At 73.5% G+C, this 14,144-nt stretch carries 12 protein-coding genes; 8 read left to right on the forward strand and 4 right to left on the reverse strand.

Annotation, left to right across the window (positions count from 1 at the left end):
* Positions 1–10 precede the first annotated feature (10 nt).
* Positions 11–1,882, forward strand: coding sequence for a 2-oxoglutarate dehydrogenase, E2 component, dihydrolipoamide succinyltransferase (gene sucB, locus AC1DT4_RS08255; RefSeq protein ID WP_477089299.1), 1,872 nt, complete (start codon positions 11–13; stop codon positions 1,880–1,882).
* Between the two features lie 98 nt (positions 1,883–1,980).
* Positions 1,981–2,868, forward strand: a complete 888-nt coding sequence (locus tag AC1DT4_RS08260) for a TIGR01777 family oxidoreductase (RefSeq protein WP_477089300.1) — start codon at positions 1,981–1,983, stop codon at positions 2,866–2,868.
* A gap of 2 nt (positions 2,869–2,870) precedes the next feature.
* Here the strand turns inward: AC1DT4_RS08260 and AC1DT4_RS08265 are convergent, their stop codons facing one another.
* The 3 genes from AC1DT4_RS08265 to AC1DT4_RS08275 are packed head-to-tail and all read right to left on the reverse strand — an operon-like array spanning position 2,871 to position 7,549.
* The gene (locus AC1DT4_RS08265) at positions 2,871–4,181 is read right to left on the reverse strand and encodes a protein kinase family protein (protein ID WP_477089301.1); all 1,311 of its coding nucleotides are present in this window, start codon (positions 4,179–4,181) and stop codon (positions 2,871–2,873) included.
* A 54-nt stretch (positions 4,182–4,235) separates the two neighbouring features.
* Positions 4,236–5,261: a Gfo/Idh/MocA family protein gene (locus AC1DT4_RS08270; RefSeq protein WP_477089302.1), complete on the reverse strand. Its 1,026-nt coding sequence runs from the start codon at positions 5,259–5,261 to the stop codon at positions 4,236–4,238.
* A 5-nt stretch (positions 5,262–5,266) separates the two neighbouring features.
* Entirely contained in the window at positions 5,267–7,549 is a 2,283-nt protein-coding gene (locus AC1DT4_RS08275; protein WP_477089303.1) for an MMPL family transporter, read from the reverse strand.
* A 51-nt stretch (positions 7,550–7,600) separates the two neighbouring features.
* Here AC1DT4_RS08275 and AC1DT4_RS08280 point away from each other — a divergent pair, with 51 nt between their 5' ends.
* The 5 genes from AC1DT4_RS08280 to AC1DT4_RS08300 are packed head-to-tail and all read left to right on the forward strand — an operon-like array spanning position 7,601 to position 11,151.
* On the forward strand, positions 7,601–8,062 hold the full coding sequence (locus AC1DT4_RS08280; RefSeq protein WP_477089304.1) for a MarR family winged helix-turn-helix transcriptional regulator: 462 nt from the start codon (positions 7,601–7,603) through the stop codon (positions 8,060–8,062).
* A gap of 10 nt (positions 8,063–8,072) precedes the next feature.
* The gene (gene lipB / locus AC1DT4_RS08285; protein ID WP_477089305.1) at positions 8,073–8,744 is read left to right on the forward strand and encodes a lipoyl(octanoyl) transferase LipB; all 672 of its coding nucleotides are present in this window, start codon (positions 8,073–8,075) and stop codon (positions 8,742–8,744) included.
* A 51-nt stretch (positions 8,745–8,795) separates the two neighbouring features.
* Positions 8,796–9,797 (forward strand): lipoyl synthase, encoded by a 1,002-nt coding sequence (lipA, locus tag AC1DT4_RS08290; protein ID WP_477089306.1) that lies wholly within the window; start codon positions 8,796–8,798, stop codon positions 9,795–9,797.
* Between the two features lie 43 nt (positions 9,798–9,840).
* Positions 9,841–10,557 carry a DUF4191 domain-containing protein gene (locus AC1DT4_RS08295; protein WP_477089307.1) on the forward strand — a complete coding sequence of 239 codons (717 nt, stop codon included), beginning with the start codon at positions 9,841–9,843 and terminating at the stop codon, positions 10,555–10,557.
* Positions 10,558–10,563: 6 nt separating this feature from the next.
* Complete coding sequence (locus AC1DT4_RS08300) at positions 10,564–11,151, forward strand: class I SAM-dependent methyltransferase (RefSeq protein WP_477089308.1); 588 nt, start codon at positions 10,564–10,566, stop codon at positions 11,149–11,151.
* Between the two features lie 4 nt (positions 11,152–11,155).
* Here the strand turns inward: AC1DT4_RS08300 and AC1DT4_RS08305 are convergent, their stop codons facing one another.
* Entirely contained in the window at positions 11,156–11,677 is a 522-nt protein-coding gene (locus tag AC1DT4_RS08305; protein ID WP_477089309.1) for an RDD family protein, read from the reverse strand.
* Between the two features lie 157 nt (positions 11,678–11,834).
* Here AC1DT4_RS08305 and AC1DT4_RS08310 point away from each other — a divergent pair, with 157 nt between their 5' ends.
* On the forward strand, positions 11,835–14,009 hold the full coding sequence (locus AC1DT4_RS08310) for a glutamine synthetase III family protein (RefSeq protein ID WP_477089310.1): 2,175 nt from the start codon (positions 11,835–11,837) through the stop codon (positions 14,007–14,009).
* Positions 14,010–14,144 lie beyond the last annotated feature (135 nt).

Below are 14,144 nucleotides of genomic sequence, written 5' to 3' on the forward strand. Positions count from 1 at the left end.
ACGAGCGGTCATGTCCGACAACGTGCAGCTGCCCGCACTCGGTGAGTCCGTCACCGAGGGGACCGTCACCCGCTGGTTGAAGAACGTGGGCGACACGGTGGAGGTCGACGAGCCGCTGCTCGAGATCTCGACCGACAAGGTCGACACCGAGATCCCGTCGCCGTTCGCCGGCGTGCTCGAGCAGATCCTGGTCCAGGAGGACGAGACGGTCGAGGTCGGCGCCACGCTCGCCGTCATCGGGTCCGGCCAGGCGTCGTCCGGCCAGGATGACGCCCCGCAGGCGGCCGAGCCCGCTGCCGAGGAGGCGCCGTCCGAGGGGGGGCCCGCTGAGGAGGCGCCCGCCGAGCAGGCACCCGCCGAGGAGCCCGCCGCCGAGGCCGCCCCCGCCCAGCAGCCGGTCGAGTCGCACGAGGAGCCCGCCGCGGCGCAGTCCGCGCCGGGGTCGGACGGCGGCGCCAGCGAGAACGTCACGCTCCCCGCGCTCGGCGAGTCCGTGACCGAGGGCACCGTCACGCGGTGGCTCAAGGCCGTGGGCGACGACGTCGCCGTGGACGAGCCGCTGCTCGAGATCTCGACCGACAAGGTCGACACGGAGATCCCGTCGCCGTTCGCCGGCACGCTGCAGCAGATCCTGGTGCAGGAGGACGAGACCGTCGAGGTCGGCGCCGTGCTCGCCGTCATCGGCTCCGGTTCCGCACCTGCAGCCGCCGCACCGGCTGCCGCACCCGCTGCCGCACCGGCCGCCGCACCCGCCGAGAAGGCGCCGGAGCAGGCTCCCGAGCCCCAGTCGGCACCCGAGCCCGCCGCCGAGCAGGAGTCCGCCGCGGCCACGCCCGCGCCGGTCGCCACGCCGACGCCGGTCCCGGCCACCCCGACGCCGGCGCCCGTGCCCGCCACCCCGGCGGCCGCTCCGGCTCCGGCTCCGGCTCCGGCACCCTCGGCCTCGGGCACCTACCTCACGCCGCTCGTCCGCAAGCTCGCGGCCGAGAAGGGCGTCGACGTGGCCGGTCTCGTCGGCACCGGCGTCGGCGGTCGGATCCGCAAGGAGGACGTGCTCGACGCGGCCGCCAAGGCCGAGGCCGAGAAGGCCGCCGCGGCGACTGCTCAGCCCGCGGCGCCCGCCGCCGCACCGGCTCCGAAGTCCGCTGCCGCGACCGTGTCGCCGCTGCGCGGGACCACCGAGAAGGCGAGCCGCCTGCGCCAGATCATCGCCGAGCGCATGGTCGACGCCCTGCACTCGCAGGCGCAGCTCACCACCGTGGTCGAGGTCGACGTCACCAAGATCGCCCGGCTGCGCGCCAAGGCGAAGAGCGAGTTCTCGTCCCGCGAGGGCGTCAACCTCACGTTCCTGCCGTTCTTCGTGCTGGCGGCGATCGAGGGCCTGAAGGCATACCCGAAGATCAACGGGGTGCTCGAGGGCAACACGATCACGTACCACGGCCAGGAGAACGTCGGCATCGCGGTCGACACCGAGCGCGGCCTGCTGGTGCCGGTCATCCGCGACGCGGGCGACCTCAACCTCGCCGGCATCGCGCGCAAGATCGTGGACCTGGCCGGTCGCACGCGCCAGAACAAGGTCACGCCGGACGAGCTCAGCGGAGCCACGTTCACGGTGACGAACACCGGGTCGGGCGGCGCGATCATCGATACGCCGATCGTCCCGGGCGGCACGTCCGCCATCCTCGGCACCGGCGCGATCGTCAAGCGCCCGGTCGTCATCCAGGACGCGGACGGCGCCGAGGTCATCGCGATCCGCTCGATGTGCTACCTGTCCCTCTCCTACGACCACCGCCTGGTCGACGGGGCGGACGCCTCGCGCTACCTCAGCGCGGTGAAGGCCCGCCTCGAGGAGGGTGCGTTCGAGTCCGAGGTCGGCATCTGACGCGCGGCAGCACCTGATCGGCCGACGGCCCGGCACCCCGACATGGGTGCCGGGCCGTCGACATGTCGACCGGGCGGCCCGACCGTAGGGTGAGCGCCATGCACGTGGTCATCGCGGGGTCGCACGGCTTCATCGGCAGCGCGCTCGTCCCGCACCTGCGGGCCGACGGGCACGACGTCCGGGTCCTGGTGCGAGGAGACGCCGGAGGTCCCTCGGAGATCTCCTGGGACCCGCAGGCCGGCCGCCTCGATCCGGCCGAGCTCGCCGACGCCGACGCGGTGATCAACCTGGCGGGCGTCAACCCCGGCTCGCGCCCCCTGACGACGGCCCGCAAGCGGGAGGTGCTGTCCTCGCGGGTGCTCACCACGCGGCTTCTCGCCCGGACCCTCGCGGAGCTGGACGACGGGCCCGAGGTGCTCCTGCAGGCGTCGGGCATCGGCGCCTACGGCTCGCGCGGCGAGGACGTGCTCGACGAGGACGAGCCGATCGGCACCACGTTCTTCGCCAACGTCGTCCGCCAGTGGGAAGCGGCCACCGAGGCCGCCGCCGACGCCGGCGTCCGGGTGGTGTTCCTGCGCACCGGGATCGTGCTCGGCCAGGGCGGCGGCGCGCTGGGACCGCTGCTGCCTCTGCTCAAGGCCGGCGTCGGGGGCCGCCTCGGGTCGGGCAGGCAGTTCTGGCCCTGGATCACGCTGCTGGACGAGGTCCGCGCCATCGAGCACCTGCTCACGGCCGACGTGCACGGTCCGGTGAACCTGGTGACCGCGCCGGCGAGGAACGCCGAGGTCGTGGCCGCCCTCGCCCGCGCGTTCCACCGTCCCGCGGCGATCCCCGTGCCGTCGTTCGCGCTGCGGACGGTGCTCGGCGACTTCTCGTCGGAGGTGCTCGGCTCGATCCGCGCGGTGCCGGCGGTGCTGGACGCGACCGGGTTCGTGCCGACGCACAGGGACCTGGACACCGCGGCCGCCTGGGTCGCCCGCGGCTGACGTCAGGGTTGGACCACGTCCCACACGCGCCAGCCCTCGTCGGTCCACCGCAGCCCCAGGACGACGGTGCGCGGCGGCGAACCCGTGCGGGTGGCCGAGGACATGGCCGCCGTCACGGCGACGTCCGTGGTGGAGCCCCGCGTGCCGTCGTCGGCGACCAGCCACGCGTCCTGCACGTCGGCCGCGAGGCCCTCCTGCGGGCCATGCCCAGCGAGCAGTAGCACGTCGGCCGTGTGCGCCGGACCGTCGGCGACCTCGACGGCGCCGAGCGCGCCCGCGTCGCCTGCACCGACCGCCGCTGCGCGCAGCCTGCTGAGCTCCGTCGCCGCCGCCACGGGATCGCCGCGGTCCGTCACCGGCGACCCTCCGGGACCCGTCACCGCAGGCTCCGGTGCGGACGATCCGGGATCCGTCGACCGGGACCCCGAGACGGGCGCCGACACCACGTCGGCGTGACCGGGCACCGAGGCCGCAGGCGACACCAGGAGGTGCCGTCCCGCAAGACCGCCGACCACGAGCACGACGGCCGCGGCAGCGGCTACGGACAGCCGCAGCCTGCGTCGTCGCCCGGCATCACGCCCCGCTCGGACGTCCCGGCGGGCCCGTGTCGCCGGCGCAGACGCCCCTGTCGCTCGGACGTCCGGGAGCCGGAGGGGCGCCGGTTCGGTCACGCGGTAGCAGCGGTCCACCACCTGCCCCGCCCCCAGCCCCGGCACCGTCAGCAGGTCCACCAGGGCCCCTCGCAGGGACGGCTGGTCCGCAGGGTGCACGTCCTCGCCCGGCAGCTGCGCGACCACGGTGGTCACCAGACGGCGCACGTCCGCCTCGGCCTCCCCCGACCCGAGCAGGGCGCCGCGCAGGTCGGTCAGCACGGGCCGGCCGTCGGGGCGCAGCACGACGGCCGACGCCGAGACGGCACCGTGCACCAGGCCGGCGTCGTGCAGCACCCCGAGCGCCCCCGCCACCGGGATCGCGACCGTGGCGGCCTCGCCGTCGGTCAGCGGCGACCGCGCGGCGCGGACCTGGTCCAGCGTCAGGCCGGCGACGTGCTCGACCGCCAGACCGAGGCGACCGGGCGAGAGCTCGATGACGTCGAGGAGCCGCGCGAGGTGCTCGTGCCGCAGCGCCCGCAGCCGGTCGGCCCGGGCCGCGAGGTGTCCCTCGAGCGCGGCGGGCACGACGTGCAGCTCGAGGCGGCGGTCGGTGCCGTCGAGGGCGACCGCCAGCCAGCCGGTGCCCGCGACGTCGACGGGGCGGAACCCGACGCGGGCGAGGGCCGCCTCCACGTCGGCCGGCACGAGGAACCTGTCCATGCCGGACATCCAAGACCGGACGGCCGCGGCCCGTCGGCCGTCATCCACAGGCCGTCAGGCGAGCAGGACGACCCGCCGCTCCGCCGCGGACACGAGGGCGGCGTCGAGGACGCGGGCCGTGCGGGCGGCGTCGGCGGGCTCGACCGGCGGCGGTCCGCCGTCGACGACCCACCGGACCACGGCGCGGTAGAGGTCGACGTGGCCGCCGCCGACCGCCGGCACGGGGAAGCGCTCGGCGCCGCGGACCAGCCAGCCCTCGTGCACGGGCTCGCCGGGCCGCCGGGTCTCCTCGTAGGCGTCGTCCAACGCGGCGAAGGGCGTCGGCTCCCCCTCGAAGCTGGTGACCAGGAACGCGCCGCCGTCGCCCAGCACTCGCGTGCGCGGCCCGGGCGCACCGACGACGGCCCCCGCCTGCAGGTGGCTCACCACCCCGTTGTCGGCGTGCACGAGCGCGAGGAACACGTCGTCGACGGCCGGGGTCGAGCGCGCGTGGAGCTCGGCGTACACCTGCGTGACCGGGCCGAACAGCTGGACGGCAGAGTCGACCAGGTGCGCGCCGAGGTCGAGCAGGAGACCGCCCGACTCGGGGTCGTTCTCCTTCCAGCGGTCGTGCGGCACGGGCCGGAACCTCTCCCAGCGCCGCTCGAACCGGTGCACGGTCCCCAGCTCGCCCCGGGCCAGGAGCCCGAGCAGCGTGAGCTGCTCGCTGTCCCACCGGCGGTTCTGGAAGACCGTGAGCCGCCCGTCGGCGCGATCGGCCAGCGCCTGGGCGTCGGCCGCGCTCGTGGCCAGCGGCTTGTCGACGATCACGTGCAGCCCCGCGTCGAGGGCGGCGCCCACGTGCGCGACGTGCTCGCCCGTGGGGCTGGCGACGACCACGAGGTCGAGCTCGGCCGCGTGCTCCAGCAGCCCGTCCACGTCGGCGACCACGGTGGCCCCGGGCCAGTCCTGCTCCACCTGCGCCGCTCGGCTGCGGGTGACCACGCAGGTCACCTGCTGGCCGGCCTCGCGCAGCAGCCGGGAGTGGATGCCCCGGCCCGCTCCCCCGTACCCGACCAGTCCGACGCGCAGCGGCTCCATGCGGCTCACTCTAGGTCGGGGGCGACCTTGTGCAGACCGTGCTCCTCCTGGCGGGACAGCGCGCTGGGCCACCACGTCCGACGCCCGAGGTCGTGCACCAGCGCGGGCACCAGCAGGCTCCGGACGACGAGCGTGTCGAGCAGCACGCCGAACGCGACGATGAACGCGATCTGCGCCAGGAACAGCAGGGGGATGACCCCCAGCGCGGCGAAGGTCGTGGCCAGCACCACGCCCGCGGACGTGATGACGCCGCCGGTCACCGCGAGCCCGCGGACCACCCCGGCACGGGTGCCCACCTTCACGGACTCCTCGCGCACGCGGGTCATGAGGAAGATCGAGTAGTCGACGCCGAGCGCCACCAGGAACACGAACGCGAACAGCGGCACGACGGGGTCGGCGCCGGCGAAGCCGAACACGTGGTTGAAGAAGATCGCCGCCACGCCCAGCGACGCCGCGAACGAGAGCACGTTGGCGACGAGCAGCACCGCCGCCGCCACGACCGAGCGCAGGAGGAACATGAGAATCAGCCCGATCACCAGCAGCACGACCGGGACGATCACGCGCAGGTCCCGCTCGCTGGCCAGCTGGGTGTCCAGCGTCTCGGCGGCGGCACCCCCGACGACCGCGGTGGGGCTGACCTCGTGGACCGCGGTGCGCAGGTCCTCCACCGTGGCGACGGCCGCCTGGGTGTCGGCCGAGGCCGTCGTCGTGACGTCGAGACGCACCCGCCCGTCGACGACCACCGGCGGGGCGTCCGTCGCGGGAGCCCCGGCGCCGGCCGGCGCACCGGTGTACGGCGCGACGGACTCGACGCCGTCGACCCCTTCGGCCGCGGTGGTCACGGCGTCGACGTCCGCCTCGTCGACGATGACGATCGCGGGCTGCACGGCGCCGGCCGGGAAGTGCTCGGCCAGCACGGCCTCGCCGGCGACGGCGTCGACGTCGGTGAGGAAGATGTCGACCTGGCTGGTCCCGGACGCGTTCAGGGTGGGCAGGAAGGCGGCACCGACGCACAGGACCAGCGCGGTGACCACCCAGACCGGCCGGGCGCGGCGGCCGACGAAGCGCGCCAGCCGCGCCCACACGCCAGTGCCGTCGGCGGGGTCAGGCTCGGCCGCGACGTCGACGTGCGCGTGGCCGTCGGCCGGGGCGACGGGCGCCGGCTCCGGACGCGGTGCGCGCGGCCAGAACAGGAACCGGGACCGCTTGCCGCCGATCAGCAGGATGGCCGGCAGCAGCGTGAGCGCGCCGAGCAGGGCCGACGCGATGCCGATGGCCGCGACCGGCCCGAGGGAGCGGTTGGAGCCCAGGTCGGAGAGCAGCAGGCACAGCACGCCCGCGATGACCGTGCCGGCGCTGGCCGCGATGGGCTCGACGCACGCGCGGAGCGCACGCCCCATCGCCTCGGCGGGGTGCTCGACGCGGTGCAGCTCCTCGCGGTAGCGCGCCACGAGCAGCAGCGCGTAGTCCACGGACGCACCGACGACGAGGATCGACAGGATCCCCTGCGACTGCCCGTTGAGGACCAGCGTCCCGTTCTTGGCGAGGTGGTAGACCACCAGGCCCGCGAGGCAGAGCGCGAACACCGCCGTGAGGATGACGACGAACGGCAGGAACGGCGAGCGGTAGACGAGCACGAGGATGAGCAGCACGGCGCCCAGGGCGACGAGCAGCAGGACGCCGTCGATGCCGCCGAACGCGGTGACCAGGTCCGCGACGAACCCGGCGGGGCCCGTGACCCACGCGTGCAGGCCGAGCTCGCCCGCGGACGTCGCGGTCGCGCCGAGGTCCTGCTCGAGGGAGTCGCGCAGCGCCAGGACGAACGAGTCGGTGACGCCCTCGTCGTCGGCGAGGAGGTCGTCGGCCTTCGCACCGTCCAGGGAGAAGGCGACCAGCAGTGCCTCGCCGTCCTCGGACGGGACCACCGCGGGCTCCCCCACGAGGTACTCGGACCACGTGCCCTCGTTCCCGGGCGGCAGGGCCTGGTCCGGCACGCCCGCGGCCCACTCCTGCACGGCCGCCAGCTGGTCGGGGGTGACGTCGCCGCCACCCTCCGGCTCCAGGACGACCAGCGCCGGTAGGGTCTCGGTGTCGACGAAGCCCTTGTTCTCCTCGGCCGCCACGGTGGACTCGGCCGACGAGGGCAGGAAGGCCGAGGCGTCGTTCGTCTGGACCTGCGACAGCTTGCCCTGCGCCATCCCGCCGACCGACCCGATGCCGAGCCACACGACGAGGGCGACGCCGACGAGGACGGCGCGGACGATCGTGGAGCGGCGATTACTCAGCATGCTGAGTATCATTGGGCTTGTTCTTCGGAACAGCAAATGGAGGCGGAACGGATGAGTGGGCGGATCGGAGCGTTCGACCCCTCGTCCCCCGACCCCGAGCAGTGGCCCGTCGGCCGCCTGCTCGCCTCGGCGGCGCGGCGCGTCGAGCGCGACTGGAACACGCACCTGGCCGCCTGGGACCTCAACCACGCGAGCCTGGCGGTGCTGGCCCACCTGCAGCGGAGGCCGATGTCCCAGCGCGAGCTCGCCGCGGCGAACGCCGTGACTGAGCAGACCATGAGCCGTGTGCTGGCCCGCATGGAGCGCACGGGCTACGTCACGCGCACGCCCCACGACGACGACCGCCGCCGCCACGTCATCACGATCACGGACTCGGGCCGCGCCGCGTTCGCCGTCGCCGCGGACCACGAGCTGGCCGAGGCCATGGTCACGCGCGGGCTCACGCCGGAGCAGGCGGACCAGCTGCGGCGCCTGCTGGTGGTCGTCGCCCGGGCCGACCGCGACGCGGGTTAGCCTGACGGGCATGCGGTTCGACGAGCTCGACCTCGGCACACGCCTGCTCCCCTACGAGCCGACGTGGCAGCTGCAGCGCGAGGTGCTCGCCGCGGTCGCGGACGGGTCCAGCGACGACGTCGTGCTCCTGTGCGAGCACGAGGACGTGTACACCGCGGGCCGCCGCACGGCGTCCTGGGACCGTCCCGTCGACGGCACGCCGGTGGTCGACGTCGACCGCGGCGGACGGATCACGTGGCACGGACCGGGCCAGCTCGTCGGCTACCCCATCGTGAAGCTGGCGACGCCCATCGACGTCGTCCGCTACGTGCGCGCGCTCGAGGACGCGCTCATCCTCACGTGCGCAGACCTGGGCCTGACCGCGGTCCGGGTGGAGGGCCGCAGCGGGGTGTGGTTCGCCGCGGACGATCAGCGTGGGCTGCGCGAGCGCAAGGTCGCCGCCATCGGCGTCCGCGTGTCGCGCGGCGTGACGATGCACGGCTTCGCGCTGAACTGCGAGCCCGACCTGGCCGCGTTCGACCGCATCGTGCCCTGCGGGATCACCGACGCCGACGTGACGTCGCTGTCGGTCGAGACGGGTCGACGCGTGACCATCGCCGAGGTCACCCCCCTGGTGCGCGCGCACCTCGTCGAGACCCTCGTCCCGATCATCGAGGTCCGGCCGGCCGTCGCCGCGGTGTGACGCGCACCTCCCCCGCAGCCGACGCGCCACCAGCGGGTTAGTCTGACCGGCGTGACGATCGCAGCCGATGGCCGACGCATGCTCCGCATCGAGGCGCGCAACGCCGAGACGCCCATCGAACGCAAGCCGGAGTGGATCCGCACGCGCGCGACGATGGGCCCCGAGTACACCGAGCTCAAGGGCCTGGTGAAGCGCGAGGGCCTGAACACGGTGTGCGAGGAGGCCGGCTGCCCCAACATCTTCGAGTGCTGGGAAGACCGCGAGGCGACGTTCCTCATCGGCGGCGACCAGTGCACGCGGCGCTGCGACTTCTGCCAGATCGACACGGGCAAGCCGGCCGCCTTCGACGCCGACGAGCCGCGCCGGGTCGCCGCGTCCGTGCAGGCCATGGGCCTGAAGTACTCGACCGTGACGGGCGTCGCGCGCGACGACCTGCCGGACGGCGGCGCGTGGCTGTATGCGGAGACGGTCCGGCAGATCCACGCCGTGAACCCCGGCACCGGCGTCGAGCTCCTCATCCCCGACTTCAACGCAACCCCCGAGCTGCTGGCCGAGGTCTTCTCCTCGCGGCCCGAGGTGCTGGCGCACAACCTCGAGACGGTGCCCCGGATCTTCAAGCAGATCCGCCCGGGCTTCCGCTACGACCGGTCCCTGTCGGTGATCACGGCCGCCCGCGAGGCCGGCCTGGTCACCAAGTCCAACCTCATCCTCGGCATGGGCGAGACCACCGAGGAGGTCGTGGAGGCCCTGGGCCAGCTGCACGAGGCCGGCTGCGACCTCATCACGATCACCCAGTACCTGCGCCCGTCCGTGCGCCACCACCCAGTGTCGCGCTGGGTGCGGCCGGAGGAGTTCGTCGAGCTGTCGCAGGAGGCGGAGCGCCTCGGGTTCCTGGGCGTCATGTCCGGGCCGCTGGTCCGCTCCTCGTACCGTGCCGGCCGCCTCTGGGGCCAGGCCATGCGGCGCTACGGACGCCCGATCCCCGAGGCGCTGGCACACTTCGCCGAGCCGACGACGTCGCGCCAGGAGGCGGCGAGCCTGCTCGCCCGCTGAGGGCCGTCAGAGGCTGCCCGATCCGTCGGTAGACTTCGGGCCCATGGCCCGTGACACTTCCTCCGCCGCTGCACCGACCGGCAAGGTCAAGAAGACCCGCTGGTACCACCAGGTGTGGCAGGCGTACCAGATGACCCGCAAGAACGACCCTGCCGTCACGTGGATCGTGCTGGCCGCGTTCTTCGGCATCATCGCGCTGGGGCTCATCATCGGCCTGCTCATCGGCCACTGGGTCTACGTCCTGCTGCTCAGCATCCCGTTCGCGGCGCTCGGTGCGATGTTCCTCCTCGCCCGCCGCGCCGAGACGGCGGCGTACACCCAGATCGAGGGCCAACCCGGAGCCGCGTTCGCCGCCCTCGGGACCATCCGGCGCGGCTGGAACTTCACGCAGGAGCCCGTCGCCGTCGACCCGCGCACGCAGGACATGGTGTTCCGCGGCGTCGGCAGGCCGGGCGTCGTCCTCGTGGGCGAGGGGCCCGGGCCGCGCATCTCGAAGCTGCTCGAGTCCGAGCGCAAGCGCACCGCGCGCGTCATCTCCGGCGCGCCGATCACGCTCATCCAGGTGGGCGACGGCGAGGGTCAGGTCGCGCTGCGCAAGCTCCCCCGCGCGGTCCAGAAGCTCCGCCCGAAGCTGTCCAAGCAGGAGGTCGCCGAGGTGAGCAAGCGCCTCACCGCCCTCGGTGGCGTCAGGCTGCCCGTGCCCAAGGGCGTCGACCCCATGCGCGCCCGCCCCGACCGCAAGGGCATGCGCGGCCGCTGACGGCTCATGTCGGACCGTCGCTGGAACCACAACACGCACTACCACCGGCTGGCGCTCCGGCACGCGTCGGTGGCCCGCACGGCGCTCGACGTCGGCTGCGGCGAGGGCCTCCTCACGCGCGAGCTGCGCGCCGCCGGCGTGGGCGTCGTGACGGGGCTCGATGTGGACGACGCGCAGATCGGGCGCGCCCGCGCCCAGTCCGGTGACGGCCTCGACTACCTGGTCGGCGACGTCCTGACGACGCCCGCCGACGGGCAGTTCGACCTGGTGACCTGCTACGCCACCCTGCACCACCTCGAGCTCGAGGCCGGGCTGCGGCGGCTGCGGGACCTGACGGCTCCGGGCGGCCGCCTGGTCGTCGTCGGTCTGGCCCGGGTCGCCACGCCGGCGGACGCCGCGCTGAGCCTGGCCGCCGTGCCGGCCGCGGCCGTCGCGGACCGGGTCCGGGGCGACTGGGAGCACGGTGCGCCGGTCCGGGACCCGGAGCACGCCTACGGCGAGGTGCGCAGCGCGGCGCGACGCCTCCTGCCCGGCGTCCGGTGGCGCCGGCGCCTCTACTGGCGCTACAGCCTGGAGTGGCAGGCGCCGGCCTGACGGGTCAGCGCCGGACGATCGCCGTGCCCGCGGCCCGGTCGTGCAGGCCGCGCCCGTCGCCGTCCCAGACGGCGGCGGGGATCACGAGGCACAGGAGCACGGTGCGGACGAGGGCACTGAGGAACCCGGGCGCCGCGGTGGCCCACACCGGGTCCACGACCTCGCCGGCTCGTGGCACGAACACCCGGCGCACGCGCAGGCCCAGCAGGCGGTGCCCGAGGGTGAACCCGATGGACCCCACCAGCAGCACGTTCTCGAGCGCGAAGATCCCGAGGGTGGCCAGGGAGCTGCCGCGGGACAGGATGAACGCGTCCGGGTCCACCGCGAAGAACGCACCGGAGATCAGCAGGCACGCCAGCCAGTCGATGACCAGAGCCGCGGCCCGCCGCCCCAGAGGCGCGAGCGCGCCCGAGCCCGCCGGGGGCAGCCCGAGGCGAACGCCTCGCGCGGGTGCGTCACCGGCCGCCCGCTCGGGCTCGTCGGGGGTACCGCCTAGCCACGAGCTGAGGTCACGACGATCTGCCACCCGAGCAGGGTAGGCGACGCGGCCAGGCTCACCCGCACAGGAAGCCGGACCGAGACGGCAACGCACCGGAAACGTCGCCGGTATGCGACGTTCGTAGGTTGACCCCACTGCTCCGCTGATCCACGCCGGAGCGTCGAGCCGTGCCTGAGGGGTTGTCATGAGCGGGAACGCTGTGCGTCGCGAGGCGATCTGGAACGTCGAGGCCTACGTCCCCCCGGCAGTCAGCTTCAGCGGGAGCGAGGCCCCCGGTGAGATCTTCGGCACGAACGTCTTCAGCAAGACGGTCATGCAGAAGCGCCTGCCGAAGTCGGTCTACAAGTCCGTGATCGCCACCGTCGAGCACGGCGCGACGCTGGACCCGGCGGTCGCCGACGCCGTCGCCTCCGCCATGAAGGACTGGGCGCTGGAGAAGGGCGCGACCCACTACGCGCACGTCTTCTACCCGCTCACCGGCCTGACCGCCGAGAAGCACGACAGCTTCTTCGAGCCCGTCGGCGACGGCACCTCGCTGGCGGAGTTCGCCGGCAAGACCCTCGTCCAGGGCGAGCCCGACGCGTCGAGCTTCCCCAACGGCGGCCTGCGCAACACCTTCGAGGCCCGCGGCTACACCGGCTGGGACGTCACCAGCCCCGCGTACATCCTCGAGAACCCGAACGGGAACACGCTGTGCATCCCCACGGTGTTCGTCTCGATGACGGGCGAGGCCCTCGACCACAAGACGCCCCTGCTCCGCTCGCAGCAGGCCATGGGCGAGCACGCCGCGCGCATCCTCGCGCTGTTCGGCCACGAGGACCAGAAGGTCGTCGCGTTCTGCGGCCCCGAGCAGGAGTACTTCCTCGTCGACCGGCACTTCTTCCTGTCCCGCCCGGACCTGCTCAACGCCGGCCGCACGCTGTTCGGCACCAAGCCGCCCAAGGGGCAGGAGTTCGACGACCACTACTTCGGGGCCATCCCGGACCGCGTGCTGGGCTTCATGATGGACACCGAGCGGGAGCTGTTCAAGCTCGGCATCCCGGCCAAGACCCGCCACAACGAGGTCGCCCCCGGCCAGTTCGAGATCGCCCCGATGTTCGAGCGCGGCAACCTCGCGGCCGACCACCAGCAGCTGCTCATGACCACCTTCAAGGCCATCGCCAAGAAGCACGGTATGGAGTGCCTCTTCCACGAGAAGCCGTTCGCCGGCGTCAACGGGTCGGGCAAGCACGTGAACTTCTCGCTGGGCAACAACGAGCTCGGCTCGCTGCTGGTGCCCGGCGACACCCCGCACGACAACGCGCAGTTCCTGGTGTTCTGCGCGGCCGTCATCCGCGCGGTGCACAAGTACGCGGGCCTGCTGCGGGCGTCCGTGGCCTCCGCGACGAACGACCACCGGCTCGGCGCCAACGAGGCTCCCCCGGCGATCATCTCGATCTTCCTGGGTGACCAGCTGGCCGACGTGTTCGAGCAGATCGCCAAGGGCGCCGCGTCGTCGTCGAAGGGCAAGGGCGTCATGCACATCGGCGTCGACACGCTGCCCGTGCTGCCCACGGACCCGGGCGACCGCAACCGCACGAGCCCGTTCGCGTTCACCGGCAACCGCTTCGAGTTCCGCGCGCCGGGCTCGATGCAGACCGTGGCCGGCCCGATGACGACGATCAACACGATCATGGCCGACTCGCTCGACTACGCCGCCACCGAGCTCGAGGCCGCGGTCGCCGCGGGCACCGACTTCGACACGGCCGTGCAGACGCTGCTGACCGAGATCATCACGGACCACGGGGACGTCGTCTTCAACGGCGACGGGTACTCCTCGGAGTGGCCGATCGAGGCGGAGCAGCGTGGCCTGGCCAACCTGAAGACCACCCTCGACGCCCTGCCCGAGCTCATCACCGAGCCCGCGATGGAGCTGTTCGAGAAGTACGGCGTCTTCAACCACCGCGAGATGCACAGCCGGTACGAGATCGGGCTCGAGCAGTACGCGCTCACCATCGGCGTCGAGGCTCGCCTCGCGCTCGAGATCGGCACCACCGCGATCCTGCCGGCGGCGGTCAAGCACCAGACCGACATCGCCCTCAACATCGGCGCCCTGCTGGCCGCCGGGGTCGAGGCCGACACCGCCCCGCTGACCGAGGTGACCACGCCGCTCACCGCGCTCCGCGCCGGGCTGGCGACCCTGCGCGCGGCGCTCAAGGCCGACGTCGGGCACTCGGCGCTGGCCGAGGCGGAGCACGCGCGCGACGCCCTCCTGCCGGCGATGGCCGAGGTCCGGGCCGCCGCCGACGCCCTCGAGGAGCTGGTGGCCGACGAGCTCTGGCCGCTGCCGACGTACCAGGAGATGCTCTTCATCCTCTAGCCGGACGGCCCGGCCGACTGGTCCCCTCCGGGCATAGGGTCAACAGTCGTCACATGGGGCGCGAGTTCGTAACGCCGTCGAAACACTTGGTACACGACGGAGAAACGGCCCGCTCGTAGCCTCGCCTTGCCCGAC

Source organism: Cellulomonas sp. P4_D11, from assembly GCF_056401915.1.

Excerpts from the sequence above, each read along its gene's own strand:
- sucB (WP_477089299.1), top strand. The coding sequence starts at position 11 with ATGTCCGACAACGTGCAGCTGCCCGCACTCGGTGAGTCCGTCACCGAG.
- AC1DT4_RS08280 (WP_477089304.1), top strand. The coding sequence starts at position 7,601 with ATGAGTGGGCGGATCGGAGCGTTCGACCCCTCGTCCCCCGACCCCGAG.
- AC1DT4_RS08310 (WP_477089310.1), top strand. The coding sequence starts at position 11,835 with ATGAGCGGGAACGCTGTGCGTCGCGAGGCGATCTGGAACGTCGAGGCC.
- AC1DT4_RS08265 (WP_477089301.1), bottom strand. The coding sequence starts at position 4,181 with ATGGACAGGTTCCTCGTGCCGGCCGACGTGGAGGCGGCCCTCGCCCGC.
- AC1DT4_RS08275 (WP_477089303.1), bottom strand. The coding sequence starts at position 7,549 with ATGCTGAGTAATCGCCGCTCCACGATCGTCCGCGCCGTCCTCGTCGGC.
- AC1DT4_RS08295 (WP_477089307.1), top strand. The coding sequence starts at position 9,841 with ATGGCCCGTGACACTTCCTCCGCCGCTGCACCGACCGGCAAGGTCAAG.
- lipB (WP_477089305.1), top strand. The coding sequence starts at position 8,073 with ATGCGGTTCGACGAGCTCGACCTCGGCACACGCCTGCTCCCCTACGAG.
- AC1DT4_RS08300 (WP_477089308.1), top strand. The coding sequence starts at position 10,564 with ATGTCGGACCGTCGCTGGAACCACAACACGCACTACCACCGGCTGGCG.
- AC1DT4_RS08260 (WP_477089300.1), top strand. The coding sequence starts at position 1,981 with ATGCACGTGGTCATCGCGGGGTCGCACGGCTTCATCGGCAGCGCGCTC.
- AC1DT4_RS08270 (WP_477089302.1), bottom strand. The coding sequence starts at position 5,261 with ATGGAGCCGCTGCGCGTCGGACTGGTCGGGTACGGGGGAGCGGGCCGG.